Source organism: Pseudomonas sp. WP18 (assembly GCF_036689585.1).
Classification (GTDB): Bacteria; Pseudomonadota; Gammaproteobacteria; order Pseudomonadales; family Pseudomonadaceae; genus Aquipseudomonas; species Aquipseudomonas chlororaphis_E.
On sequence record NZ_CP144758.1, the window covers coordinates 2,988,196 to 3,012,554 of the forward strand.

General features: G+C 61.9%; 16 protein-coding genes. 12 read left to right on the forward strand and 4 right to left on the reverse strand.

Going from position 1 to position 24,359, the window contains the following annotated elements:
• Positions 1-28 precede the first annotated feature (28 nt).
• Positions 29-2,464, forward strand: a complete 2,436-nt coding sequence (locus V5F23_RS13280) for an MMPL family transporter (RefSeq protein ID WP_338498705.1) — start codon at positions 29-31, stop codon at positions 2,462-2,464.
• Positions 2,465-2,487: 23 nt separating this feature from the next.
• Here the strand turns inward: V5F23_RS13280 and V5F23_RS13285 are convergent, their stop codons facing one another.
• Positions 2,488-3,366, reverse strand: a complete 879-nt coding sequence (locus V5F23_RS13285) for a LysR family transcriptional regulator (RefSeq protein WP_042731504.1) — start codon at positions 3,364-3,366, stop codon at positions 2,488-2,490.
• A 131-nt stretch (positions 3,367-3,497) separates the two neighbouring features.
• Here V5F23_RS13285 and V5F23_RS13290 point away from each other — a divergent pair, with 131 nt between their 5' ends.
• From V5F23_RS13290 to V5F23_RS13300, 3 genes are read left to right on the forward strand one after another with little or no spacing between them, the layout of a single operon-like run.
• Positions 3,498-4,790 carry a citrate:proton symporter gene (locus V5F23_RS13290; RefSeq protein ID WP_042731505.1) on the forward strand — a complete coding sequence of 431 codons (1,293 nt, stop codon included), beginning with the start codon at positions 3,498-3,500 and terminating at the stop codon, positions 4,788-4,790.
• On the forward strand, positions 4,791-6,152 hold the full coding sequence (locus tag V5F23_RS13295; RefSeq protein ID WP_338498707.1) for an acyclic terpene utilization AtuA family protein: 1,362 nt from the start codon (positions 4,791-4,793) through the stop codon (positions 6,150-6,152). It abuts the gene before it with no gap.
• Complete coding sequence (locus V5F23_RS13300) at positions 6,149-6,475, forward strand: hypothetical protein (protein WP_047739300.1); 327 nt, start codon at positions 6,149-6,151, stop codon at positions 6,473-6,475. Before V5F23_RS13295 ends, V5F23_RS13300 begins: the two co-directional genes overlap by 4 nt.
• 7 nt (positions 6,476-6,482) lie before the next feature.
• Here V5F23_RS13300 and V5F23_RS13305 read toward each other — a convergent pair whose 3' ends face one another.
• Complete coding sequence (locus tag V5F23_RS13305; RefSeq protein WP_144419483.1) at positions 6,483-6,725, reverse strand: hypothetical protein; 243 nt, start codon at positions 6,723-6,725, stop codon at positions 6,483-6,485.
• A gap of 382 nt (positions 6,726-7,107) precedes the next feature.
• On the opposite strand from V5F23_RS13305, the gene V5F23_RS13310 reads away from it, so the two are divergent.
• The 4 genes from V5F23_RS13310 (at position 7,108) to V5F23_RS13325 (ending at position 14,823) form a co-directional block, all read left to right on the forward strand.
• Positions 7,108-7,554, forward strand: coding sequence for an NUDIX hydrolase (locus V5F23_RS13310; RefSeq protein ID WP_080922131.1), 447 nt, complete (start codon positions 7,108-7,110; stop codon positions 7,552-7,554).
• A 328-nt stretch (positions 7,555-7,882) separates the two neighbouring features.
• The gene (locus tag V5F23_RS13315; protein ID WP_212803784.1) at positions 7,883-11,377 is read left to right on the forward strand and encodes a GAF domain-containing protein; all 3,495 of its coding nucleotides are present in this window, start codon (positions 7,883-7,885) and stop codon (positions 11,375-11,377) included.
• 312 nt (positions 11,378-11,689) lie between these two features.
• On the forward strand, positions 11,690-13,801 hold the full coding sequence (locus V5F23_RS13320; RefSeq protein WP_160310735.1) for an AAA family ATPase: 2,112 nt from the start codon (positions 11,690-11,692) through the stop codon (positions 13,799-13,801).
• Positions 13,798-14,823 carry a hypothetical protein gene (locus V5F23_RS13325; RefSeq protein ID WP_212803785.1) on the forward strand — a complete coding sequence of 342 codons (1,026 nt, stop codon included), beginning with the start codon at positions 13,798-13,800 and terminating at the stop codon, positions 14,821-14,823. Before V5F23_RS13320 ends, V5F23_RS13325 begins: the two co-directional genes overlap by 4 nt.
• A 119-nt stretch (positions 14,824-14,942) precedes the next feature.
• On the opposite strand, the gene V5F23_RS13330 is transcribed toward V5F23_RS13325, so the two are convergent.
• Positions 14,943-16,634, reverse strand: a complete 1,692-nt coding sequence (locus V5F23_RS13330) for a thiamine pyrophosphate-binding protein (protein ID WP_123579145.1) — start codon at positions 16,632-16,634, stop codon at positions 14,943-14,945.
• 292 nt (positions 16,635-16,926) lie between these two features.
• On the opposite strand from V5F23_RS13330, the gene V5F23_RS13335 reads away from it, so the two are divergent.
• Positions 16,927-19,104, forward strand: coding sequence for a PQQ-dependent dehydrogenase, methanol/ethanol family (locus tag V5F23_RS13335; protein WP_338498714.1), 2,178 nt, complete (start codon positions 16,927-16,929; stop codon positions 19,102-19,104).
• A 65-nt stretch (positions 19,105-19,169) separates the two neighbouring features.
• Positions 19,170-20,606, forward strand: a complete 1,437-nt coding sequence (gene aldA / locus V5F23_RS13340) for an aldehyde dehydrogenase (RefSeq protein WP_047739653.1) — start codon at positions 19,170-19,172, stop codon at positions 20,604-20,606.
• A gap of 74 nt (positions 20,607-20,680) precedes the next feature.
• On the opposite strand, the gene V5F23_RS13345 is transcribed toward aldA, so the two are convergent.
• Positions 20,681-22,624 (reverse strand): sigma-54-dependent Fis family transcriptional regulator, encoded by a 1,944-nt coding sequence (locus V5F23_RS13345; protein ID WP_212803788.1) that lies wholly within the window; start codon positions 22,622-22,624, stop codon positions 20,681-20,683.
• A gap of 234 nt (positions 22,625-22,858) precedes the next feature.
• Here V5F23_RS13345 and V5F23_RS13350 point away from each other — a divergent pair, with 234 nt between their 5' ends.
• On the forward strand, positions 22,859-23,365 hold the full coding sequence (locus V5F23_RS13350; protein WP_042731766.1) for a sigma-70 family RNA polymerase sigma factor: 507 nt from the start codon (positions 22,859-22,861) through the stop codon (positions 23,363-23,365).
• Positions 23,362-24,288 (forward strand): FecR family protein, encoded by a 927-nt coding sequence (locus V5F23_RS13355; protein ID WP_338498717.1) that lies wholly within the window; start codon positions 23,362-23,364, stop codon positions 24,286-24,288. The genes V5F23_RS13350 and V5F23_RS13355 overlap by 4 nt, the downstream gene beginning before the upstream one ends.
• The last annotated feature ends 71 nt before the right edge of the window (positions 24,289-24,359 follow it).

A 24,359-nucleotide genomic window follows, 5' to 3' on the forward strand; every position in this document is an offset into this window, starting at 1 on the left:
CCCCCTGTGGCCGTATTCGGAGTCCGATGTGAACGAGCATAATCCTGCCCTCGAACAGCAAGTGGTGATCGCCCGCCTGGAGGATTTCGATCCGCGTTCCGGCAACCTGGGCGAGCGGGCGATCTTCAATCACCGTCCCTGGGTGATCCTGCTCTGCCTGCTGGCGACCCTGGTGCTGGGCTACCAGGCCAGCAAGATCGGCCTCAATGCCAGTTTTGAAAAGACCATCCCGACCTCCCATCCCTACGTCGCCAACTTCCTGGAACAGCGCAGCGAACTGAGTGGCCTCGGCAACTCGGTCCGCATCGCCGTGGCGGTCACCGAGGGCAGCATCTTCGACAAGGACTACCTGGACACCCTGGCCAGGCTCAACGACGAAATCTACCTGCTGCCCGGCGTCGACAAGCCCTACATGAAGTCGCTGTGGACGCCGACCACGCGCTGGACCTCAGTGACCGAAGAAGGGCTGGATGGCGGCACGGTCATCCCCGACACCTACGACGGTTCGCCGGCCAGCCTGGAACAGGTGCGCACTAACGTGGCCCGCTCCGGCGAGATCGGCCAACTGGTGGCCGGCAACTTCCAGTCCAGCGTGATCTTCGTGCCGTTGCTGGAAATCAACCCGGAGACTGGCAAGGCCCTGGACGCAGGCGCGTTCTCGCGGCAACTGGAGGCCTTGCGCGACAAGTACCAGAACGAGCGCATCCAGATCCACATCACTGGCTTCACCAAGATCATCGGTGACCTGGTCGCCGGGTTGCTGCAGGTCATGCTGTTCTTCGTGGTCGCGGTGCTGGTGACCGTGGCCGTGCTCTACTGGTACACCCGTTGCGCCCGCAGCACCGCGCTGGTGGTGCTGTGCTCGCTGGTGGCGGTGCTCTGGCAGATGGGTTTGCTGGCCACGCTCGGTTATGACCTGGACCCTTATTCGGCGCTGGTGCCGTTCCTGGTGTTCGCCATCGGCATGAGCCACGGTGCGCAGAAGATGAACGGCATCATGCAGGACATTGGTCGCGGCACGCACCGGGTGGTCGCTGCGCGCTATACCTTCCGCCGCCTGTTCGCCGCCGGCATGACCGCGCTGCTGTGTGACGCGGTCGGGTTCGCCGTGCTGATGGTGATCAAGATCCGGGTCATCCAGGACCTGGCGATCACCGCCAGCATTGGTGTGGCGGTGCTGATCTTCACCAACCTGATCCTGCTGCCCATCCTGCTCAGCTACATCGGCGTTGGCAGCCAGGCGGCGGCGCGCAGCCTGCGGGCGGAAACCGCCGAGGTGCAGGCGAACGTCAAGCACCCGTTGTGGCGCTTCCTCGACCTGTTCACCCAACGGCCCTGGGCTTATGTAGCCTGCCTGGTAGGCCTGCTGCTGGCGGTCGGCGGGTTCGCGATCAGCCTGCACTTGAAGATCGGCGACCTCGACCCGGGTGCCCCGGAGTTACGTCCCGACTCACGCTACAACCGCGACGCGGCCTTCATGACGCAAAACTACGCGGCCAGTTCAGACATCTTCGTGGTTATGGTCAAAACCCCAGAAGACCAGTGCACCCGCTATTCGACCCTGGCCGCCGTGGACGCCCTGGCCTGGCAACTGGAGCAACTGCCGGGCGTCGAGTCGACCAACTCCATGGCCGCCCTGAGCAAGATCGCCGCCGCCGGCTACAACGAAGGCAACTTCAAGTGGTACGAACTGATCCCCAACGACGGTGCCCTGGGCGCGGTGCAGACGCGGGCGCCACGGGAGCTGTTCAACCAGGGCTGTTCGCTGCTTTCGCTGTACGTCTACCTCGCCGACCACAAGGCCGACACCCTGGAGCGGGTGGTGCAGACCAGCGAGGCCTTCATTGCACGACAGCAACTGCCGCAGGTGAAGTTCATGCTCGCCGCGGGCAGCGCCGGGATCGAGGCCGCGACCAATATCGTGGTCAAGAAAGCCATGCGCGAAATGCTGTTCTGGGTCTATGGCGCGGTCATCCTGCTCTGCTGGGTGACGTTCCGCTCCTGGCGCGCGGTGCTCGCCGCCGTGCTGCCGCTGATGCTCACCTCGATCCTCTGCGAGGCCTTGATGGTGGGCCTGGGCATGGGCGTCAAGGTGGCCACGCTGCCGGTGATCGCCCTGGGGGTGGGCATCGGCGTCGACTACGCCCTCTACGTGCTGAGCGTGATCCTCACGCACATGCGTGCCGGCGCCTCGCTGTCCGAGGCGTATTACCGGGCGCTGCTGTTCACCGGCAAGGTGGTCCTGCTGACGGGCATTACCCTGGCGATCGCCGTGGCGACCTGGGCGTTCTCGCCGATCAAGTTCCAGGCCGACATGGGTATCCTGCTGGCGTTCATGTTCCTGGTGAACATGCTCGGCGCGCTGATCCTGCTGCCGGCGTTGGCGTACTTCCTGTTGCCACAGAGGTTGTTCGCAAAAAAGCCTGAAGCCAGTGGCGCGTTGCAAACGGTGGTGCAGCGGTGAGCCTACGCCTGCATGCCTAGGCTTTAGAAAAACGCCTTGGCCATCGCGATGAATTGCTCGGCGGCCGGCGACAGCGCCTGGCCGGTGCGGGTGATCAGGCCAAGCTGGCGGGTGACGTCCGGGTGATCCACGGGGATCTTGACCAGTCCCGCCCGGTCATCGTCCGCCGATTCCGGCAGCAGGCTCACCCCCAGGCCCTGGCGCACCAACGCCAGGACCGTCGACATGTAGTTGGCCTCCAGTCCCGGCATGAGTGTCAGGTTGGCGTCGGCGAACAGTTGTTCCACCAACTCGCGCACGCTGCTGTCGCGTCCGGTGAGGATGATCGGTTGGGTCGTCAATTCGCTTGGCTTGATCGTGCGTCGCCGGGCCAACCGATGACCGATCGGAAGAAACAGGCAAAGGCGATCTTCCAACACCGTTTCAAACGCCAACCCATGGTTCGTCCGCGCACGCACGCCGAGGCCGAAGTCCACTTCGCCGTCGCGCACCAGGGTGTCGATCCGGCGTGCCACGACATCCCGCAAGCGCACCTCGATTCCCGGAAACTGCTCACGAAACTGTTTCAACAACGGCGGCAGCGCCCCGGCACACAGCGAGGGCAGGGCGGCGAGGGTGACGACGCCTCGGCGCAGCGCCGCCAGGTCCCGGGAGGCGTTGACGATGTTGTCCAGGTCCAGCAGCAGTTTCTCCATCGGCAGCAGGTTGTTCTGCCCGGCACTGGTCAGGGCCAGGTGACGCGGGCTGCGTTCGAGCAAGGCGACGCCGAGCCAGTCTTCCAATTGTTGGATCTGCACGGTCAGCGCTGAAGGCGAGAGGTTCAGGGCCGCCGCGGCCTTGGCGAAACTGCCGGTTTGCGCCACGGCAAGGAAGGCGCGGATGTGCTGGATCGAGTTCTTCATTTTGTTTTTCCGAATACAGGTCACCGAACATTTCAATTTACAAAGAATACCGGCAATTCCAATACTCGGGGAAAACAACAACAGCGCATCTCATCGCCACCGCGAACAGAGATGCCGAACAGGACCTCCCCATGCTCGCCATACTCGGTGTCGTCACCATCCTCTGTCTGCTCGCCTGTGTGATGAGCAAACGCCTGTCCCCCCTGGTTGCTCTGATCGCACTGCCGATCATCGCCGCGCTGATCGGCGGTTTCGGCCTGCAAACCAGCGCATTCATCATCACCGGCATCAAGAACGTCGCCCCGGTGGTCGGGATGTTCGTGTTCGCGATTCTGTTCTTCGGCGTCATGACCGACGCCGGCATGCTCGACCCGATCATCGACCGTATCCTCAAGCGTGTCGGCACCCGGCCGACGCGTATCGTCATGGGCACCGCGTTGTTGGCGCTGCTGGTGCACCTGGACGGTTCCGGCGCGGTGACCTTCCTGGTGACCATTCCGGCCATGCTGCCGCTGTATACCCGCCTGGGCATGGACAAGCGCATCCTGGCCTGCGTCACCGCCATGGCCGCCGGGGTCAACTTCCTGCCCTGGACCGGCCCGGTCTTGCGCTCCTCGGCGGCCTTGCATGTGCCGGTGGCCGATCTGTTCCAGCCGCTGATTCCCGTGCAACTCGTCGGTCTGGTCTTCGTCTTTGCCTGCGCCTGGTACCTGGGGCGTCGCGAAGAAAAGCGCCTGGGGCTGGGCGCCGGGGCAACCGTCGAGGTGGTCGCGCAGCGGGTGCTCAGCGAGGCGGAAGTCGCCTTGCGCAAGCCACGCCTGTTCTGGCTCAACCTGGTCCTGACCGTGGTGGTGATGGGCGTGATGATTGCCGGCGTGGTGGATCCGGTGGTGATGTTCATGCTCGGCACGGTCCTGGCGTTGTGCATCAACTACCCGAACGTCGATGCCCAACGCGCCCGCATCGACGCCCATGCGAAAACCGCCCTGACGATGGCGAGCATTCTGCTGGCTGCCGGGGTCTTCACCGGCATCATGCAGGGCAGCGGTATGCTCAAGGCCATGGCTGAGGTGGCGGTGGCGCAGATTCCCGCCGGGCACGGCAAATTGATCCCGATGGTCGTGGGGTTCATCTCCATGCCCCTGAGCCTGCTGTTCGACCCCGATTCCTTCTATTTCGGCGTGATGCCGGTGGTGGCCGAAGTCGGGCGCGCCCTGGGCGTCGATCCATTGCAAGTGGCCCAGGCGTCACTGCTGGGCGTGCACACCACCGGTTTCCCGGTCAGTCCGCTGACCCCGGCGACGTTCCTGCTGGTGGGGCTGTGCAAGATCGAATTGGCCGATCACCAACGCTTCACCATTCCCTTCCTGTTCGCCGCCTCGGTGCTGATGACCGTGACGGCGCTGCTCATTGGAGTCTTTTGAATGAAAACCTTACGCATCGGCTCCGGTGCCGGTTATTCGGGCGATCGTATCGAGCCGGCGATCGAGCTGGCCGAGCACGGCGAGCTGGATTACCTGGTGTTCGAATGCCTGGCCGAGCGCACGATTGCCCTGGCCCAACAAGCGCGGCTTGCTGATCCGCAGGCCGGCTACGATCCGTTGCTCAGTGAGCGGATGCTCCGGGTGCTGCCCTTTGTCGGCCGTGGCACCGAGGGTCGTCGCCGATTGCGGGTGATCACCAACATGGGCGCGGCCAATCCCTTGGACGCGGCCCGGGAAGTACGGCGCATCGCCCGGCAGTTGGGCTTGTCGGGGCTGAAGGTGGTCGCGGTGACCGGCGACGATGTGCTGGCCACCGTGCTGGAAGATTCGAGGCAGACCCTGGATAACGGCCAGACCTTGGCGTCATTGGGCAAGCGCCTGATATCGGCCAACGCGTACCTGGGGGTGGACGGCATCATCGAGGCATTGCAGGCCGACGCCGACGTGGTGATTACCGGTCGGGTGGCCGATCCGTCGTTGTTTCTCGCGCCGCAGGTGTTCGAGTTCGGCTGGGCGGCGGACGATTGGACCCGGTTGGGTCGCGGCACCCTGGTGGGGCATCTGCTCGAATGCGCGGGGCAGCTCAGCGGAGGCTACTTTGCCGATCCGGGGTTCAAGGACGTGCCTAACCTGGCGCGCCTGGGCTTTCCCTTGGCTGAAGTGGACGCGACGGGCCATGCAGTGATCAGCAAGGTCGCAGGTTCAGGTGGGCGCATCGACCCGGCGACCTGCACCGAACAGATGATTTATGAAGTGCACGACCCCGCCGCGTACCTCACCCCCGATGTCAGTGCCGATTTTTCCGGTGTCTCGTTCACGGCGCCCGGGCCGGACCAGGTCGCCGTCCAGGGGGCCGGTGGCCAGGCGCGACCCGCCGACCTCAAAGTGTCGGTGGGTTACCTCGATGGCTGGATCGGCGAGGGCCAGATCTCCTATGGCGGGCCGGGGGCCCTGGCGCGCGGCCGTTTGGCCCGGGAGGTGGTGCTGGAGCGCTTGAAACTGACCGGCGTGGTCTATGAAGAGATCCGCGCCGAGCTGATCGGGGTCGACGCGCTGCACGGCACCGAGCTGGGCGCTCGCTCGGACAGCGAGCCTTGGGAAGTGCGTTTGCGGGTCGCGGCCCGTTGCGCTGACCGCGCCGCGGCCGTGCGCATCGGCAACGAAGTGGAAACCCTCTACACCAATGGGCCTTACGGCGGTGGCGGGGCGAGCAAATCGGTGCGTCAGGTGGTGGCGGTGGCTTCGTTGTTACTGCCGCGCGACGCGATCAGCGTGAAGATTCATTCGGAGGACCTGCAATGAGTCGCCTCAAACTGCGAGACCTGGCCCATTCCCGCACAGGGGACAAGGGCGATACCTCCAATATCTCCGTGATTGCGTTCAACGCCGAAGATTATCCGCGCCTCTGTGAGTGGCTCACGGTGGAGCGCGTCGCCGAGCATTTTGCCGGGCTGCTGGACCCGCAAGGGCCGATGATCCGTCGCTATGAACTGCCCAATGTGCGGGCGCTCAACTTTGTCCTGCCTGGCATCTTGCGGGGTGGGGTTACCCGTTCGCTGGCGCTCGATGCGCATGGGAAGGCACTGGGGGCGGCGTTGCTGGACCTGGAGATGCCGGGCTCCTGAGGAACGATCACGGGTGCGCCTTGACGTCGGTCGAGACGACACGCTCCTGGCCGCTCGCGCCCGACGCAGTGCTCGGCACCCACGACCGCTCGCTGCGGCATTTGAACTTCACGCCTTTGCGCGCCGCCATGTGCCTGGCCGATTCCACGCACATCGCTTTAGTGGCGTAGGTGGGCTCGTGCTTGCGTTCTTCCACGCAGCCTTCGCCGCCGGTGCAGATGGTCATAACCATAACGTAGACGGTCATCATCCTGATATTGCTCCCATCGAAACGATGCGATTGATGCACCTTGCATTGGCCCCGAAAGGCCCAGGCGAGAAGCAATGACAAGCGGATGATGAGCCTTCCCTCAAACCTCCAGCAATGGCACGGCGATGCCTTCCGTCGGAAAAATGTCACTTATTGTCTGCGTTGATGATTTGGTCAAAATCGACGCCATTATGTTGGCGTTTCTGCAAGGCGGAGCGATTAAATGCTATTGAGAAAATCGGGCACGGCTGGTGCTACGCCTATTCGTGACAGTTGAGGTGAAATGGGCGAGCGCCTACCGCATAATTGGCCGCCATACGCAGCATTGAATGCCTTTTGCGCGGAGGGAATCGTATCGTTCAATCAAAAGGGAATTTCACTCGTGTCAGAACCACGCATTCGCCCCCTCGCTCTGTGTATCTTCCATCACCAGGGAAAGATACTGGTCAACCAGTTCTACGACGCCGTTGCACAGCAGACGCTCTTTCGCCCTGTTGGCGGCGGCATTGAGTTCGGTGAAAGAGGGATCGAAGCCATTGCCCGAGAAGTACAGGAAGAGCTGGCGCTTTCGATCAGTGATGTTCGATTGATCGGCACGTTGGAAAGTATCTTCACCTACGCAGGCAAACCAGGGCATGAGATCGTCCAGGTCTTCGATGCAAGGTTCGATGATAAAAGCGTCTATGAATGTCCTTGGCTGGATGGCCATGAAAGCAATGGTGCTCCGTTCAGAGCCAAATGGTGCCTGGGCTCCAGTTTTACCGCGACATCCCCACTGGTACCTGAGGGGCTTTTCGAGTTGCTCAAACAGGCTTCGCTGTTGGATTGAATGACTGATGTGAGGGGGCAAACGTCCTCACAACGTTGCCCTGGCGACTCGAAATTCTGAGTGATCACGCTTTCTGCCTGTCACGCTGGAGGCGGAGCGGCTCAGCTACAATGCTGTAGGCCGCGCCCAGCCCCCATATACAGCGGTTTGAATGTGCAAGCGGACCAGTTGGTGAACGGTTTCGATTCGATATGAGGCGCGGTGCTACGCGTCTACAAAATCGAACGGGAACCGACTCCGGATGTCATGGCTTACATTGCCTCAATGAACCACATTTATTTCAGCCAGTCCGGGAAGAGAACACTTGGCCGGCATTTGGAGACCCAGTTTGTCTACTGTACCGGTTGATTTGGAAGGCGAGGATCGCCTGTTTCATGTGCTCGATGCCAGTGAGCGATTGGCTGCCGCTGGATCGGTAGAGGACGTGGTTGCAGTGCTCCGCGACACCGCACGTGCCGCCGTCGGGGCTGAGGGCATCGCGGTCGTCATTGAGCATGACGGGCGTTGTCATTATGTCGCGGAGGATGCGGTCTCTGCGCTTTGGCAGGGCCAGAGCTTTGCCGCCGACCAGTGTGTTTCAGGGTGGGCGATGCACCATCGCGAGACGGTCGTCATCCGTGACGTACTACTGGATCCGCGCGTTCCCAAGGACGCTTACGCCGCGACGTTCGTCCGTAGCCTCATCATGGTGCCCATTGGCCGGCCCGTTGCGGTTGCAGCGCTGGGCGCGTACTGGTCGCAGGTTCACACCCCCGATCGCGATACGATCAAGCGGCTGGAAAGCCTGGCGAGCCTGGCGACGATTGCGCTCGAGAACGCGCGCCTCACCCAGGCACGCAATCGTGCGGCGGCGCTTGGGGAGGCACAGAACCGCATTTTGAAACTGTCTGTTGAAGATACCCCCCTCGACGTCGCGCTGGATGCGATCGTTCGCGAGGTCGAGGCGTTGTCCATGTCCCGATTTCTGGGAAGCATCGTGGTTCTCAACGACGATGACCCGAATCTGCGGTATTGCGCAGGTCCCAGTCTTCCCCGCGCCTACAATGACGAGGTAAAAAAACTGATCGCGGGCTTGAGCGGTGGCGCCACCCGTATCTCGCCGTTGCCGAGCGATATCGGCCTTTTACCTGGGGCACTCAACGATCTGCTTTCGGCCAAGTTACAGGCGCTGGCTACCGCTTATGGCCTGCACACGTGCTCCTCATTCCCGATTCTTTCAGCCCAAGGCGCTGTGCTGGGTGTTTTCATGTTGTATCACCCTGAACCACATGAGCCTTTATCGACGGATGTCGAGATCCTCGGCTTCATTGTCCAGACAGTCGGGCTGGTCCTGGACCGTGAGCAAACAAAAGCCAAGATGCGCATTAGCGAGGCGCGCTATCGCCAGATCGTCGAGGGCGCGGAAGACTTCGCAATTATCACGTTCGATGCGCAAGGCACGGTCACGAGCTGGAGCACCGGTGCACAGCGCATCGTCGGCTACGTCGCCGAGGAGGTAGTGGGGCGTAAGGGTGACCTCTTCTATACCGCCCTGGACCAGGCCGAGCGGGTGTTTTACGGCGAACTCCACATCGCCCAGGATCACGGCCGGGCTGTCAACGAGCGCTGGCACGTGCGCAAGGACGGTACGCGTTTCTGGGGTTCGGGGCTGATGATGCCATTGGCCCTGGATCACGGCGGTTTTGTAAAGATCTTCCGCGACCGTACGGTCGAGCATCAAGCGGAAGCGGCGCTGGAGAAGAGCGCGTCGCGACTGCGCTTTTTCGATGAACTCGATGGCCGTCTCTTTCACGTCCACCAGGCCGAAGACGCGATGATCGCCGCGACCGGCTTGCTGGGCGAGAAGCTCAACGTATCGCGCTGCGCTTATGCAGATGTCGATGGCGATCATGACCGTTTCTGGATTCGCAGTGACTACAGCGCGCCCGGCATCGAGAGCTCGGTCGGGACGTACAGCCTCGATGTTTTCGGACCACGGGCTGCTGCCGACATGCGCGCCGGGCGGACCTTGATCATACGTGACGTCGCCGCGGAGCTGACCCACGGCGAAGGGCTGGAGACCTTTCTGTCCATTGGCATTCACGCGATTATTTGCTGCCCGTTGGTCAAGGACGGTCGTCTGACCGCGATGATGGCCGTTCATCAAAATTCGCCCAGGGATTGGTCACAGTCCGAAATATCGTGGGTGAGGGAGGTGGCCGAACGTTGCTGGGCGCACGTGGAGCGGGTAGGCGCCGAAATGCGCTTGCGTGAGAGCGAGGAGCGACTGCGACTGGCCGTCGAGAACGCCGATATCGGCTTCTGGGACGTGGATATCGTTCACAACACGCTGATCTGGCCCGCTCAAACCAAAGCGATGTTCGGCATCTCTGCTGATGTGCCAGTCACGTTGCAGGATTTCTATGACGGTTTGCACCCGGCGGACCGAGAGGCAACGATCGAAGCATTCGCGGCGGCCATCGACCCTCAACGGCGTGCACTCTATGAAGTCGACTACCGCACGATTGGTCGCGAGGATGGCATCGTTCGCTGGGTGGCGGCCAAGGGCCGAGCCGTGTTCGGTGCGTTCGGCCGCTGCTTGCGCTTCACCGGTACGGCGGTGGATGTAACCCCTCGCAAGGTGGCCGAAGAAGAACTGCGCGAGCTCAACGCCACGCTTGAATTGAGGGTGGCCCATGCCATCGCCGAGCGGGAAGAGGTCCAACAGGCATTGCGTCAAAGTCAGAAAATGGAAGCGATGGGGCAGCTCACCGGCGGTGTGGCCCACGACTTTAACAATCTGCTGACCCCGATCGTTGGCACGCTCGACATGCTCCAGCGCAGAGGTGTGGGCGGGGATCGGGAACAGAGGCTGATTGGCGGCGCGCTGCAATCGGCTGATCGGGCAAAAACGCTGGTGCAGAGATTGCTCGCCTTTGCCCGCCGCCAACCGCTCCAAGCCGTTCCCGTGGACGTGGCAAAGCTGGTTGGCGAAATGGGTGACCTGGTGGCCAGCACGACCGGGCCACAGATCAAGGTGGTCGTCGAAGCGCCAATGGAACTGCCGGCGGCAATGGCGGACCCGAACCAGCTCGAAATGGCGATTCTCAATCTCTCCGTGAATGCGCGCGATGCGATGCCGGAAGGTGGAACGATGAGGATATCGGCGAGCACCGAGGTGGTGGGTAATGGCCACCGTTCGCATCTTCCTGCAGGTCACTACGTCTGCCTTTCGGTGGCGGACACGGGCATTGGCATGGACGCGACCACACTGGCCCGGGCGGTGGAGCCGTTCTTTTCGACCAAGGGGATCGGAAAGGGCACGGGGCTCGGCCTCTCGATGGTCCATGGCCTGGCATCCCAGCTGAACGGCGCGCTCACGATTCAGAGTTCACCCGGCTTAGGGACAAACGTCGAGCTTTGGCTCCAGCGCAGCATGACCCTGCCGACAGCGGCCTTGCCTTATACCGAGGCCCTGGATCGACAATCGGTGCGAGGCACTGCGCTGCTAGTCGACGATGAGGAACTGGTACGCGCAACGACCTCGTACATGCTGGCAGACCTTGGTTACCACGTCATCGAGGCCGCATCAGGCGAAGAGGCTCTGCAATTGCTGGAGGCGGGGCAACAATTCGACCTCATTGTCACCGACCACCTGATGCCTGGTATCAGCGGCACTGAACTGGCCCGGGCGGTCCGCGTTTCGCGGCCCGGTACTCCGATCTTGCTCGTTTCTGGTTACGCCGAACGCAGAGGACTTGACCCGGATATCCCGCGCCTTAACAAGCCGTTTCGCAAGGATGAGCTGGCGGCAAGCCTGTCCAGGTTGGGTGGCTTGTTCTAGAAGGGCCGTCATATTCGGTACGCCTCGCCAGGATGGAGCAGGGAGGGGCGTTTTTTGCGACGGGATCAATGATGTCGTTGTGCCTGCTTTCCATTCATCAAACGTGCTAGATTTCACTCGGCGGTGCGAGCCAGAGCTCGCGGTCCAGAGCGATTTTCAGCGTTGGCTGGATGGCTGATGGATCTTTATGCCTTCTAAAGTTAAAAGGAACTGACTTTGAGATTTGTATGGCGGGATCCCAGCAGTACACCTGTTTCGCTCACAGCCGAGGCGTTGGTCGATGAAATGGCGCTCCTGCGGGAGCACTTTGATATGGCAACTGCCTCCCGGTTGACCCGACGCCCAAAGTTGAACCGACGAAAATGGAGTTCCCGGGAAGTAAAGTCAGCGCTGGTCGCGGCCTTCCAGGAGAAGTGCGGTTACTGCGAGAAAGATACCGGCCCCTTCGATTTCGAAGTCCATCACCACCGTCCAATGCTCAACGCCAAGAATCGGTTGGGTTATTCGGCCACTCCGAGCCCTGACCATTACGCCTGGTATGCCTATGAATGGGCCAACCTGGTATTGGCCTGTTCCGTGTGTGCGCGCTACAAGAGTTCACAGTTCCCCACGCAACACGAGCGTGTCGCGCCCTTTACCCCGCTGGCGCTGGCCGATCAAGAACGCCCCGTCCTGATTGACCCCTCGAACGACCAGCCTTTTGAGCACCTGGCATTCACCGTCGAAGGGATCTGCCTGGGCAAAAACGACCGCGGCAAGGAAACGATCGACGTCTTGAAGCTCAATCGAAGCGAACTGGTCGGTCGACGTGCCGCCATTTTTTCTGAATGGGTGGTCTTCTTCGAAAAGCTGCGCGGCAAGGACTATGCACTAATCCTCAGCGAGATCGAGAACCGGCTGGATGATCGCCGTGCTCATGTCGGGGCGGTCAGGATTTGGATCAGTGACTCGTTGCTGGCGACCTCAGAGAGGAGCACACCGCCACGCGAGGCTGAGTTTTTCAGTGAGCTGGCAGGTTTCATCAGCCTCTGCAATCCGCCGATGTGGCGCCGGTTCATCGATCACCTCAAGGGTGAACACGTGCCCCGGCGCATGCTGCGGTCGGATCTCGTCGACGCGGTGGGCGAGGTGCAGACGACCAAGTTCGCCCGTATCCGCTCGATCGATGTCAAACACTTCAAAGGGTTCAAACGCTTTACCCTGGATTTTTCCAGTCGGTCCGTGGCCGAGCAGGGCATCGCGCCGGCGGTGGTGCTGCTAGGGGAGAATTCGGTGGGCAAAAGCTCTCTGCTCCAGGCCATTGCCTTGGGCACAATGGGTCGGCATTTGCGCAGCCAGGTCAAGACAGACTTCGATGCCTTTCTTCGGAAGCCGCAAGGCCGCGCAGACCAGGTTTGGCAACAGCTCTCCGGCAACAAAGGCGCGACTCAGGCCAGTATTCGGATCGAATTTGACGACGGCAGCTTCAATGAAGTGCACATCCTGCGGGGTGGCGAGATCCATGACGTGTCTTTCGAGAGTGCGCTGGTGCTTGGTTATGGGGCCCATCGACAGTTCAGCGAACAACCGACGAACTACAAGAACATCAAGCCAGTCTCGAGCATCGTTTCGTTATTCAACAAACAACGCGTGCTACCACATTCGGCCGATTGGCTCGAATCACTTGACGAGAAAATCTTTCCAACGGTGGCCCGAGCACTTCGGGAAATCCTCAACTTGACGGACGAGGACGAGATCATCCGCACGGAGCGCTCCGGGCTGATGATCAGCAAGCACGGCGAAGACATACCACTGTCGAGGTTGAGCGATGGCTACCGATCGTTATTCGCCATGGCGCTGGACATCATCCGCAACATGGTGAAGCGATGGGGTGACCTGGAGAACTCACGGGGCATCGTGTTGATCGACGAAATCGAAATCCATCTGCACCCACGCTGGAAAATGCAGGTAGTCGGCGCCTTGCGTCGTGCGTTGCCGCAGGTCCAGTTCATCTTCACCACCCACGATCCGCTTTGTTTGAGGGGGATGCTCGATGGTGAAGTGCATGTACTGGTCCGCGATGAGGACCGGGCCGTCGTTGAAATGACCGGGTTGCCCGATGTCAGTGCCATGCGGGCCGAGCAACTGTTGACGTCCGAATACTTCGGCCTCGCCAGTACCGCCGAGCCCGAGACTCTTCGGCGTATCGATCGGTTGCTGCTTTCCGAATCCCGTAGCCTTGAGCCACAAGAGCAGTTTTCCGAGCGGCTGGACGCGTTCTCGATGATTGGCGACACCCCGGAACGCCAGGTCGTGAATGAAGCGTTGCGCCGGCACATCGTCGAACAGTTTCACTCCAATCGGCTTGACCGGGCAGAAGTGCGTGAGGAATCGGTCCGCCTGATCCTGGAGACGCTTCGCGAAGCTGGCGAGGCCGGACAATGATTTATGTTAAGCGCGAGGATGTCGACGAGCCCTTATCGCTTGCCGAATTGAACAGCCCGGCGGCCAAGGAGCGTACCCGAGCGGCCGCTTTTTATGCGGCCCGAGCCACTCAGCCGGCGCCTCCGAAAACAAATGCCAAAGCCAAGGGGAAGACAGCCAAACAAGCTAAAAAAACCAAGAAATTCAACTTCAAGGCCTATGGGGCAAAAGACGTAAGGCAGGCGTTGAATAAGCTGTTCCATAAAAAATGTGCCTATTGCGAATCCAGTTACAAAGCGGTGGGCCCTGTCCAGGTTGAACACTTTCGGCCCAAGAACCGGGTCATCGACCATCCTGGCCATACGGGCTACTGGTGGCTGGCGTCCGATTGGACCAATCTGCTGCCCAGCTGTATCCACTGCAATAGTTCTGAATACCATGAAGTTCAAACCTTCACGGCTGAACAGCCCTACACGCAAAAAATGCAGGGGAGCGCCTATAAGCTCGGCAAATATGATGCCTTCCCGATTCGTGGGCGGCGTGCCATGGCTAAAGGCGATGATCTGAAGGCCGAGGATGCCTGTCTCATCGACCCCACTCAACGCAATCCGGATAAGCACCTGCAATGGATCGTCGAACGGGGCCTGAGTCTGATTGCTCCGCTGAAAGTGGGGAATGACTGGGACCCTTACGGACTTGCCACCTATCAAATATTTGGCTTGAACCGAGTGTACCTGGTGGAGGCGCGCACCGAGCTGATGCTGGAGGTTCAGAACCAGTTGATGAAGGCGGAAAACGCGCTCAAGAAAGCCGCCCCGATGGATCACAGGGAACCATTCTTCCAACACCTGCACAATGAAGCCAAGACCATTTTCGCTGAACTGCAAGCCCGGGCTGCACCCTCGAAACCCTACTCGGCCATGGTCAAGAAGCTGGTCGCTGATAATCGGGACCGGATGATCGCCGAGTTCGAAGCCGCGGTGCTTAGGGCATCTCGCAGCTCCCATCCCCCAGGGAAATCGACTCACTTTTGGGATAGCTGAGGGCCGTAGGAGCTTCACCAATAACGATCGGGGGGGCGCCGGCCGTTGCACAACACTAGGCGCCTCCAGCTTGATGTCGTTTTCTTCAGCGGTGGATTCGCTTCGAGGTTGGGCAATCTTCAGGCCATGATCGGTAATTCAATGAGGTTCGGGACGCCTGAACGAATGCCTTCTTCCACCGCGCCGGCAATATCGCTGGCGCGCTCGATCCTGCGCGAAGCGATCCCCAGGGAAGAGGCGAGGGCCAGGAAATCGATCGCCGGATCGCGCAGGTCCATGCCGATGAACTGGTCAGTGCTCGCATTCAGGTAGTGCGCCTGGCCGCGAGCGTAGTTCTTCAAAATGTTGTATTCGCCGTTGTTCATCACAACGAACGTGACCGGCAGCCGTTCATGCGCCGCCGTCCAGAGTGCTTGCGGTGAGTACATGGCCGAGCCATCACCGACCAGACAGACGACCGGGCTGCGGTCCAGGCCAAGCGATGTTCCGACAGCCGCCGGCATGCCCCAGCCGAGGATGGCGCTGCGGGTAAAAAGATATTGGCGGGCCGAATGGGAATCCAGGCAGGCGCGGACATGGGGAATCGTGGCGGGTGCTTCGTCGACAATCCAGACGTCTGGCCCGATGGCCCGGACGGCCTCGTGGGCAGCCACGAAAGGTGTTGTCACCGGCGCGCTGAATTCGCGACTGAAGCGAGCCGCGACGTCGGCGCGACGTGCATCGCGTGCTTGGCTCGCGACGTATCGCAGCGTCGCGATGGTCTCCCGGTGTGGGGCCAATCGCTTGTCCAGTATCGGCAACAGCGTTTGCAAGGAAAGTCTTACATCGCCGATCAGCCCTAGCGCAGTCTCGTGGACTCTGCCCAGTTGGTGTCCATCGCTGGTCAATTGGATAAGGCGACAGTGAGAAGGGATAGCGGGGCCCTGGGAATATTGATAGCTGATCAACGAATGGCCGCCGAGCAGGAAGACCGCGTCGAAGTCGGAGAACGTCTCCCTGATATCGGAAGCTTTTGCAGGCAGCGTTCCCCGCCACTGCGGATGGGCCGTCGGGAACGGAATATGCCCGGGCCAGGAAGGCCCGTAGACCGGAGCGCCGAGTGCCTCGGCAAGCCTCACGGCTTCAACTTCCGCGCGCGACTGGATCACTTCTTCTCCCACGAGAATCGCCAGGCGACCGGGGGTGATGTTCGCCAGGGCAGCGGCCAATTCCTCAATCGCCCCGGTCACGGCACCGCGCTCGATTCGCGATGGCGGGCCGACCGTGACATCCGTGTGTTGCTCCATCACGTCAATCGGCAGGGAAAGGAAAACCGGGCCGGCCGGCCCCGTGCGACAGTCCTGAAACGCACGGCGCAGCAGCATCGGAATATGTTCGGGATGATGAATTTCCTCCGCCCATTTGACGCTCGGTCGGGCGAGAGCGACGAGGTCTCCGTGGAGCAGCGGGTCGGTCACGCCATGTCGCGTGTCTTGTTGACCGGCGGTGATGACAAGCGGCGTGTTCGCCATCCTGGCGTTGAGCATGGCGCCCATGGCATTGCCCAGTCCACCGGCCGTATGGAGGTTGACGAAGGCGGGGCGACCGGATGCCTGCGCATAACCGTCGGCCATCGCGACGACTGAGGCCTCCTGCAGGCCGAGGATGTATTGGAGGTCCGGGGCGCCTGAGAGGGCGTCGAGCAAAGCCAGCTCGGTTGTTCCCGGATTGCCGAAGACGTAGCGCACACCTTCGCTGCGAAGCACTTCTACGAACAGGTCTGCACCGCGTTGCCCGCGGCGGTTGAGAAAGACATCGGACTCTAAAGGCATGACGCAGAACCTCATCAGGTCTGGAGGCGCTAATTTAGCGGGTTCCTGTGGCGACTGTCGTGGGGCGATCGGATTTTAACCACATTCCTATTAATAAAACCCAAGTGTGCCAAGGGTGGGACAGATGCCCCATGGGTGCGACACCTGTCGCAGGTTGACGCAGTCAGCGATCCGGCTTGCAAGCCTTGTATGACGTGGCTTGCAGGTCTTTGGCGAAGGCTGGCACAGGGGTTGCTCTTGTCCCCCTGCGCAGCGCAATGGCTTCGCTACTAATAAGAATCAGGAGTTCCCCATGACACAGTTTGGTCTCGCCGTGCCTCCCGCCCCCCGAACCGCGCCCATCGGCGCTCCGCTCAAGAGCCTGTTCGTCGCGTTAGCTCTGAACCTGAGCGTCATGCCGGCCTGGGCGCAGGACATGCCGGCCAATGTCGATGGCAAGCGGATCATTGCCGCCAACCAGGAACCCGGTAACTGGATGAGCACCGGTCGTACCTACGATGAGCAACGCTACAGCCCGCTCAACAAGATCAGCGACCAGAACGTCAGCCAGCTCGGCCTGGCGTGGAGCTACAAGTTGGATCTTGACCGTGGTGTCGAAGCCACGCCCATCGTGGTCGACGGCGTGATGTACACCACCGGGCCGTTTTCGGTGGTGTACGCCCTGGATGCACGCAATGGCAAGCTGATCTGGAAGTATGACCCACAGTCCGACCGCAACCGCGCCGGTGAGGCTTGCTGTGATGCGGTCAACCGCGGTGTTGCGGTGTGGAAGGGCAAGGTCTACGTGGGCGTGCTCGATGGGCGCCTGGAAGCCATTGATGCGAGGACCGGCCAGCGCGCCTGGTCGGTGGACACCCGGGCCGATCACGCGCGCAGCTACACCATCACGGGTGCCCCTCGGGTGGTCAACGGCAAGGTGGTGATTGGCAACGGCGGCGCTGAATTCGGCGTGCGTGGCTACGTCACCGCCTACGATGCAGAAACCGGCAAGCAGGCCTGGCGCTTCTATACCGTACCGGGCGACCCCAAGCTGCCGCCGGAAGACAAGGCCATGGCCATCGCCGCCAAGACCTGGCACGGCGACGCGTTCCTCGAGCAGGGTGGCGGCGGCACCGCCTGGGACTCTTTTGCCTTCGATCCTGAGCTGAACCTGTTGTACATCGGCGTGGGCAATGGTTCGTTGTGGGACCCGAAATGGCGCAGCCAGGCCAAGGGCGACAACCTGTTTCTGTCCTCGATCGTCGCGGTCAACGCCGATACCGGAGAGTACGTCTGGCACTACCAGACCACGCCGGGAGATGCCTGGGACTACACCGCCACCCAGCACATGATCCTGGCGGAACTGCCGATCAATGGAAAACCGCGCAAGGTGTTGATGCAAGCGCCCAAGAACGGCTTCTTCTATGTGATCGACCGCGCCACGGGGGAGCTGTTGTCGGCCAAGGGCATCGTGCCGCAGAGCTGGACCAAGGGCATGGACATGAAGACGGGCCGGCCCATCGTCGATGACGAGAACGCCGCCTACTGGAAGGACGGCAAGCGCAAACTGGTGACGCCTGCGTTTTGGGGCGCCCATGACTGGCAGCCGATGTCGTTCAACCCGAACACGGGGCTGGTGTACATCCCGGCGCACATCATGTCCGCCTATTACGAGCACATCCCCGAGGCGCCGAAGCGCAACCCATTCAAGAGCATGTACCAGTTGGGCCTGCGCACCGGGATGATGCCGGAGAACGCTGACGGGCTGCTGGAAATGGCCAAGGGCTGGTCTGGCAAGCTGATCGCCTGGGACCCGGTCAAGCAGCAGCCGGCCTGGGAAGTGCCCTATGTGACGATCTTCAACGGCGGCACCTTGAGCACGGCCGGCAACCTGGTGTTCGAGGGCAGCGCCGATGGCCGGGTAATAGCCTATGCCGCCGATACCGGCAAGAAACTGTGGGAACAACCGGCGGCCAGCGGCGTCATGGCCGCGCCGATTACCTACAGTGTCGACGGTGAGCAATACGTCACCTTCATGGCCGGCTGGGGCGGAGCCTTCTCGACCTTTGCCGGTGCCTTGTCCCTGCGCGCCGGGGTCCGTCCGTTTTCCCAGGTATTGACCTACAAACTGGGTGGCACCGCGAAACTCAACGAACCGGCACCGCTTGCCGAGACCCCTAAGCCGCCGCCGTTGACCGGTGACACCGTCGCGGTGGACGCGGGTGGCAAGCTCTATGACGGCTACTGCTCGCAGTGCCATGGCATTCATGCGGTCAGCGGTGGCGTGCTGCCGGACCTGCGCAAGCTGACGCCGGAAAAACACCAGATGTTCCTCGGCATTCTCTACGGCGGCCGGGTGCCTGACGGCATGCCGTCCTTTGCCGACGCCTTCACGCCGGAGCAGGTGGAGCAGATCCACCAATACCTGATCAAGCGCGCCCACGACCTGCAGCAGGAAGGCGGCGTCTGGAAGACCTTCAGCGCCCAATGAATACCCGTGATGCAGGGGCGGGGCGCCCCTGCATCGTTTTCGACACTGTCCGCGAGAGCAAGCACATGACCGAAATCATCCATTACCAGAACTTCATCGCCAATGCCTTCGTTCCCAGCGACCCCAGCATCGAAGTGCGCAACCCGGCCAACAATCAACTGTTGGCACGCGTGCCCGAAGCCAGCGGCGAGCAGGTTGAAGCGGCCATTGCCGCGGCGCGCCACGCGCAGAAAAACTGGGCGGCCCGTCCGGCCATCGAGCGCGCAGGTTACCTGCGCAAGATCGCCAGCAAAGTGCGCGACAACGCCGAACGACTTGCCCACCTCATCACTGCCGAACAAGGCAAAGTGCTGGGACTGGCGCGGGTGGAGGTGAACTTCACCGCCGATTACCTGGATTACATGGCCGAATGGGCACGGCGTCTTGAAGGGGAGGTGCTGACCAGCGACCGTGTCGGCGAAAACATCTTCCTGCTGCGCAAGCCCTTGGGCGTAGTGGCCGGCATTCTGCCGTGGAATTTCCCGTTCTTCCTGATCGCTCGCAAGATGGCGCCCGCGCTGGTGACCGGCAACACCATCGTGATCAAACCCAGCGAAGAAACCCCCATCAACTGCTTCGAGTTTGCCCGCCTGGTGGCCGAGACCGACCTGCCGCCCGGGGTATTCAATGTGGTCAGCGGTACGGGAGCGACTGTGGGGCAACGCCTGACCCGTCACGCCGGCGTCGACCTGATCAGCTTCACCGGCAGCGTCGATACGGGCTCGCGGATCATGGCCGCGGCGGCGCCGAACATCACCAAGCTCAACCTGGAGCTGGGCGGCAAGGCGCCAGCCATCGTGCTCGCGGACGCCGACTTGGAGCTGGCGGTCAAGGCCGTCACTGCGTCGCGGGTGATCAACACCGGACAAGTGTGCAATTGCGCCGAGCGGGTGTACGTCGAACGCAAGGTCGCCGATCAGTTCATCGAGCAGATGGCCGCGTCGATGGCCGCGACCCGGTACGGCGACCCGCTGGCTGAAGACGACCTGGACATGGGGCCGCTGATCAACCAGGCCGCGCTGGACAAAGTCGCGCAGATGGTCAGGACCGCCACAGGGCAGGGCGCTGAAGTGGTCACGGGCGGGGCGGTGGCGGACAAGGGCGCGGGCTTTCATTATCAGCCAACGGTGTTGGCTGGCTGTGGCAGCGACATGGCGATCATGCGCCAGGAAATCTTCGGCCCGGTGTTGCCGATCCAGATCGTGGAGGACCTGGACGAAGCCATCGCCCTGGCCAATGACAGCGAGTACGGCCTGACATCCTCGGTCTACACCCGTAGCCTGAGCGCGGCCATGCGCGCCAGCAATGAGTTGGATTTCGGCGAGACCTACATCAATCGCGAGAACTTTGAAGCGATGCAGGGCTTCCATGCGGGGGCGCGCAAATCCGGCATTGGCGGCGCGGACGGCAAACACGGCTTGTATGAGTACACCCACACCCACGTGGTCTACATTCAGATCTGATCCATAGCCTGCCCCTGGAAAATGCCGACGCCTGCAACGGGCGCCGGCATTTTCATTGGCCGCGGGACCCGCTGTCAGGGCAGGTCGTTGGGCGCGACAAGACCGTGCTTTTTCATCTTGCGATACAGCGTCGAGCGCGAGATGCCCAGGTCCGTCGCGGCGGCGCTGATGTTCCAGCGATGCCGGCGCAGAGTACCGAGCAAGTGGCGGGACTCCTCACCGTCCAGTTGCGCTTCCAGATGGCTGGCCTGCGCCACGGCGCTGATTGACGGCGACGGCTTTTGCGGCGCCAGCAATTCACAGGGCAAGCACTCCCGATCAATCACGCCGCCTTCGGCCAGGGCTACTGCGTAGCGCAGGCTATTGAGCAACTGACGAATGTTGCCGGGCCAGGCGTAATCAAGCAGGCATTGGCGGGCATCGGCGTCAAGCTGTAACCCTTGGGCGCCGGGCTGGGCCGCGAGCAGCGTATCGATCAGTTCGGCTCGGTCACTGCGCTCGCGCAGGGCCGGCAGCGCCAGGTTCATGCCGGCCAGGCGGTAGAACAGGTCTTCGCGAAAGTGTTTGTCGCGGATCATGGCATGCAGATCCTGGTGAGTGGCCGAGATCACCTGAACATCCAGCGTCACCGGCGCCTCGGCCCCCAGCGGCGAAATTTCTCGCTCCGCCAGCACCCGCAGCAAACGGGTTTGCAAATGGGCAGGCATGTCGCCGATCTCATCGAGAAACAACGTCCCGCCGTTGGCTTGTTCCAGCTTGCCTTTCATGCCTTTTCGGTTAGCGCCCGTGAAGCTGCCGGCGCGATAGCCGAACAGCTCGCTCTCGATCAGCGTCTCGGGGATCGCCGCGCAGTTCAACGCCACGAAAGGCCCGGCGCGGCGATGGCTTGCATGGTGGATCGCACGGGCAAACGCCTCCTTGCCGGTGCCGGTTTCACCGGTGATCAGGATCGGTATGCCCTTGTCGATCACCTTGCGCACGCGCTGGGTGTTTTGCTGCAGCCGGGCATCCAGGCCGGCGAGTTGCTGAAGATCCGGGTGGGCCCGAAGAGCGGGGCGGGCGACGGGGAGCGGGCGGTGCCGTTCAGAGGGGATACGCAGGCCGACGTCCAGCAAGGATTCGTGCCGAGGGCCCCGCAGACGCACGCCTCGGGCGCCGCCGTTGGTGAGCTGGAGCAGCTCATCCACGGTGATCGAGAGCAGGCGCTCGATGGAGGCACCGATCAATGTTGGTGTGTCGGTCGCGTCCAGGGCGATAAACGCGGCCCGGTTGGCCCCAATGACGCGCCCGCTTTCATCCAGGGCGAGCAATTGTTCATTGCCCAGGTCGGCGATCTCATCGATGGGTACGAGAGACAGGGTCAAACGGTCGCGGTAGCTCTGGCGAAAGTGTGCATTCTCGATCATGCGCGCGTACATGATCACCAGTTGCAAGGTGAGGTATTGGCTTTCCCGAGGACCGTCGCTGTTCATGCAGGTCGCATTCAGGCAACCGCGCAACAGGCCCTGGGCATCAAAGATGGGCGCTACCGAGCAGCTCAGGCGGGAATTGGCCGCCAGGAAATGCTCGTCACGGTGGATGATCAATGGCTGCGTCGCTGCCAGCGTGGTACCGATGCCGTTGGTGCCCACCACTGATTCGTCCCATCTCGCGCCCACCACCAAGCCTGATTGGGTGTAGGCATCGTGCTGGCTAGGCAACCGAGAATCCAGGGTAATGCCGTATTCGTCGCTCAACAGCACCGCAAAGCCGGCCGGCACCACACGCCGCGCCAGTCCGCTGACGCCCTGGCTGGCGATGGCCAGGTATTGCTGATGGTGTTGCTGATGGCGACGGATGTCTTCGGCGCTGAGGATGTTCTTGCGGCTCGCCGCGCCAGGGTCGAGGCGGTGCTCAACGACGCTGCGGTACCAGGACTGGGCGATGACGCCGTCCGGCCGGATCCCGCGCCCCGAAAAGTGGTCGTTGACGAACGCTGCAAGTTCGCTGGGAGTTGCCTGCGTGCTATGCGGGGTCATGAAATGCTCCAGTCAGGCGTGAAGTCCGCAAAGTGCCACCACTGCGACGCGCCATTCAGACGCTGAACGCAGCTGCAACTGTCTACCATAGACGTTGGCACGAGAATTTTCAGCCTAAGTGCAATAAGCTTCGCCCATCGCGGCAGGTAAAGGGCGAGGCGCGAACATCGCAGCAATTGCAAATCATTATCATTTTATATAACCTCGCGGCTCTTTCCCGTTCGAGTCGCTTGCGTGTCCCGGCCCTCCGATCCTCATTCTGCCGACGGCCAGTTCGAAAACCATTCGAGCGAACTGCTGCGCTTCCTTACGCGACAGGTGAAGTGCGAAGAGCTGGCGGCCGACCTGCGCCAGGAGACCTGGTTGCGCTTCCGCCGGCGAGCGTCCGGCGAGGAGATCGGCAATCTTCGCGCCTTCCTCTATCGCATCGCACGCAACCTGATCATTGACTACCGCCGTCAGCAGAAAGCGCGCCCCATCGAGGAGGAGATATCCATCGAATTGGTCAGTGCCCAGCCGGGTCCGGAGCGAGCGGTAAGCGACGCCCAGCGCCTGGAGCGACTGCAGCGCGTCGTTCAGGATTTGCCGCCGCACCTGCGCCAGGCGTTGTTGTGGAATCGCCTGGATGGGCTGACCCAGCGTGAGATCGGTGAACGCCTGGGGGTCTCGGAAAGCATGGCCGGACGCTATATCTTGAAGGCCCTTGAACACTGCCAGCAGCAAATGGACCCGCAGCCGTGACTCATCCTTCACTACTCGATCAGGCCCGGCAATGGCAGGTGCTGCTGCATTCCGGCCGTGCCACCGCTGCCGATCGCAATGCCGCGCAAGCCTGGCGCGAGGCGGCGCCCGAGCACGAGCAGGCGGCGCGTGAGGTGGAAGAGCTGTGGTCGTTGCTCGGCCAGATAGAACGTCCGGCGGAGCAACCTCAGGCACGCGTGGTACGTCGCCATCGACGCTGGGCGGCGCCGCTGGCCTGCGCCGCGATGCTGTTGCTCGCGTTGTGGTTACCGCGCGGTACCTGGATCGGGCTGTATGCCGATATCAGCACCCGACCGGGCGAGGTGCGCGAGTTACGCCTGGCCGATGGTTCGCTGTTGACCCTCAACGGCGATTCGGCACTGGACTGGCAGTTTGTCGACGGTCGCCGCGAGGTCAGGCTGTACCGCGGCGAGGCGGACTTCCAGGTCGCCCATGACCCGGCCCGGCCGTTCATTGTCAGGGCCGGCGAGGCGCGTATACGCGTCACCGGCACGCGCTTTGATGTGCGGCTGGAGGAGGGCGGTGTCGACCTCGTGGTCAGCGAGGGCCGAGTGCTGGCCTCCAGCGACGGGCGCGAGCCGCTGGCGGTGGTCGGCGGGCAGCAGGTGCAGTGGCGCGGCGCGGAGTTGCAGGCGCCGCAGGCACTGGACGCGCGCCAGCGCTTGGGCTGGCAGCGCGGCAAGCTGGTATTGCGCGACCGCCCCCTGGAGCAAGTGTTCGCTGAGCTTGAGCGCAGCCAATCTGCACGGGTGCTGTTTGTCGACGAAGCCGCTCGCACACTCCAGGTGACCGGTGTATTCGCCCTGGACGATCCACAGGCCGTATTGAGTGCCGTGGAGAGCACCTTGCCTGTGCGCCTGGTGCGCTTGCCGGGGTTGATTCTGGTCGCCTCACGCCACTGAGACCCGCGTCGCACCTGGCCCTTAAAGAAAAAAAGCAAATATTTAGGCGGCGATGGTTCAGAAATCATCGC

Coding starts and splice junctions, on each gene's coding strand:
- V5F23_RS13285 (WP_042731504.1), bottom strand. CDS start 3,366: ATGAAGAACTCGATCCAGCACATCCGCGCCTTCCTTGCCGTGGCGCAA.
- aldA (WP_047739653.1), top strand. CDS start 19,170: ATGACCGAAATCATCCATTACCAGAACTTCATCGCCAATGCCTTCGTT.
- V5F23_RS13305 (WP_144419483.1), bottom strand. CDS start 6,725: ATGATGACCGTCTACGTTATGGTTATGACCATCTGCACCGGCGGCGAA.
- V5F23_RS13325 (WP_212803785.1), top strand. CDS start 13,798: ATGATTTATGTTAAGCGCGAGGATGTCGACGAGCCCTTATCGCTTGCC.
- V5F23_RS13345 (WP_212803788.1), bottom strand. CDS start 22,624: ATGACCCCGCATAGCACGCAGGCAACTCCCAGCGAACTTGCAGCGTTC.
- V5F23_RS13300 (WP_047739300.1), top strand. CDS start 6,149: ATGAGTCGCCTCAAACTGCGAGACCTGGCCCATTCCCGCACAGGGGAC.
- V5F23_RS13290 (WP_042731505.1), top strand. CDS start 3,498: ATGCTCGCCATACTCGGTGTCGTCACCATCCTCTGTCTGCTCGCCTGT.
- V5F23_RS13335 (WP_338498714.1), top strand. CDS start 16,927: ATGACACAGTTTGGTCTCGCCGTGCCTCCCGCCCCCCGAACCGCGCCC.
- V5F23_RS13320 (WP_160310735.1), top strand. CDS start 11,690: ATGGCAACTGCCTCCCGGTTGACCCGACGCCCAAAGTTGAACCGACGA.
- V5F23_RS13295 (WP_338498707.1), top strand. CDS start 4,791: ATGAAAACCTTACGCATCGGCTCCGGTGCCGGTTATTCGGGCGATCGT.
- V5F23_RS13330 (WP_123579145.1), bottom strand. CDS start 16,634: ATGCCTTTAGAGTCCGATGTCTTTCTCAACCGCCGCGGGCAACGCGGT.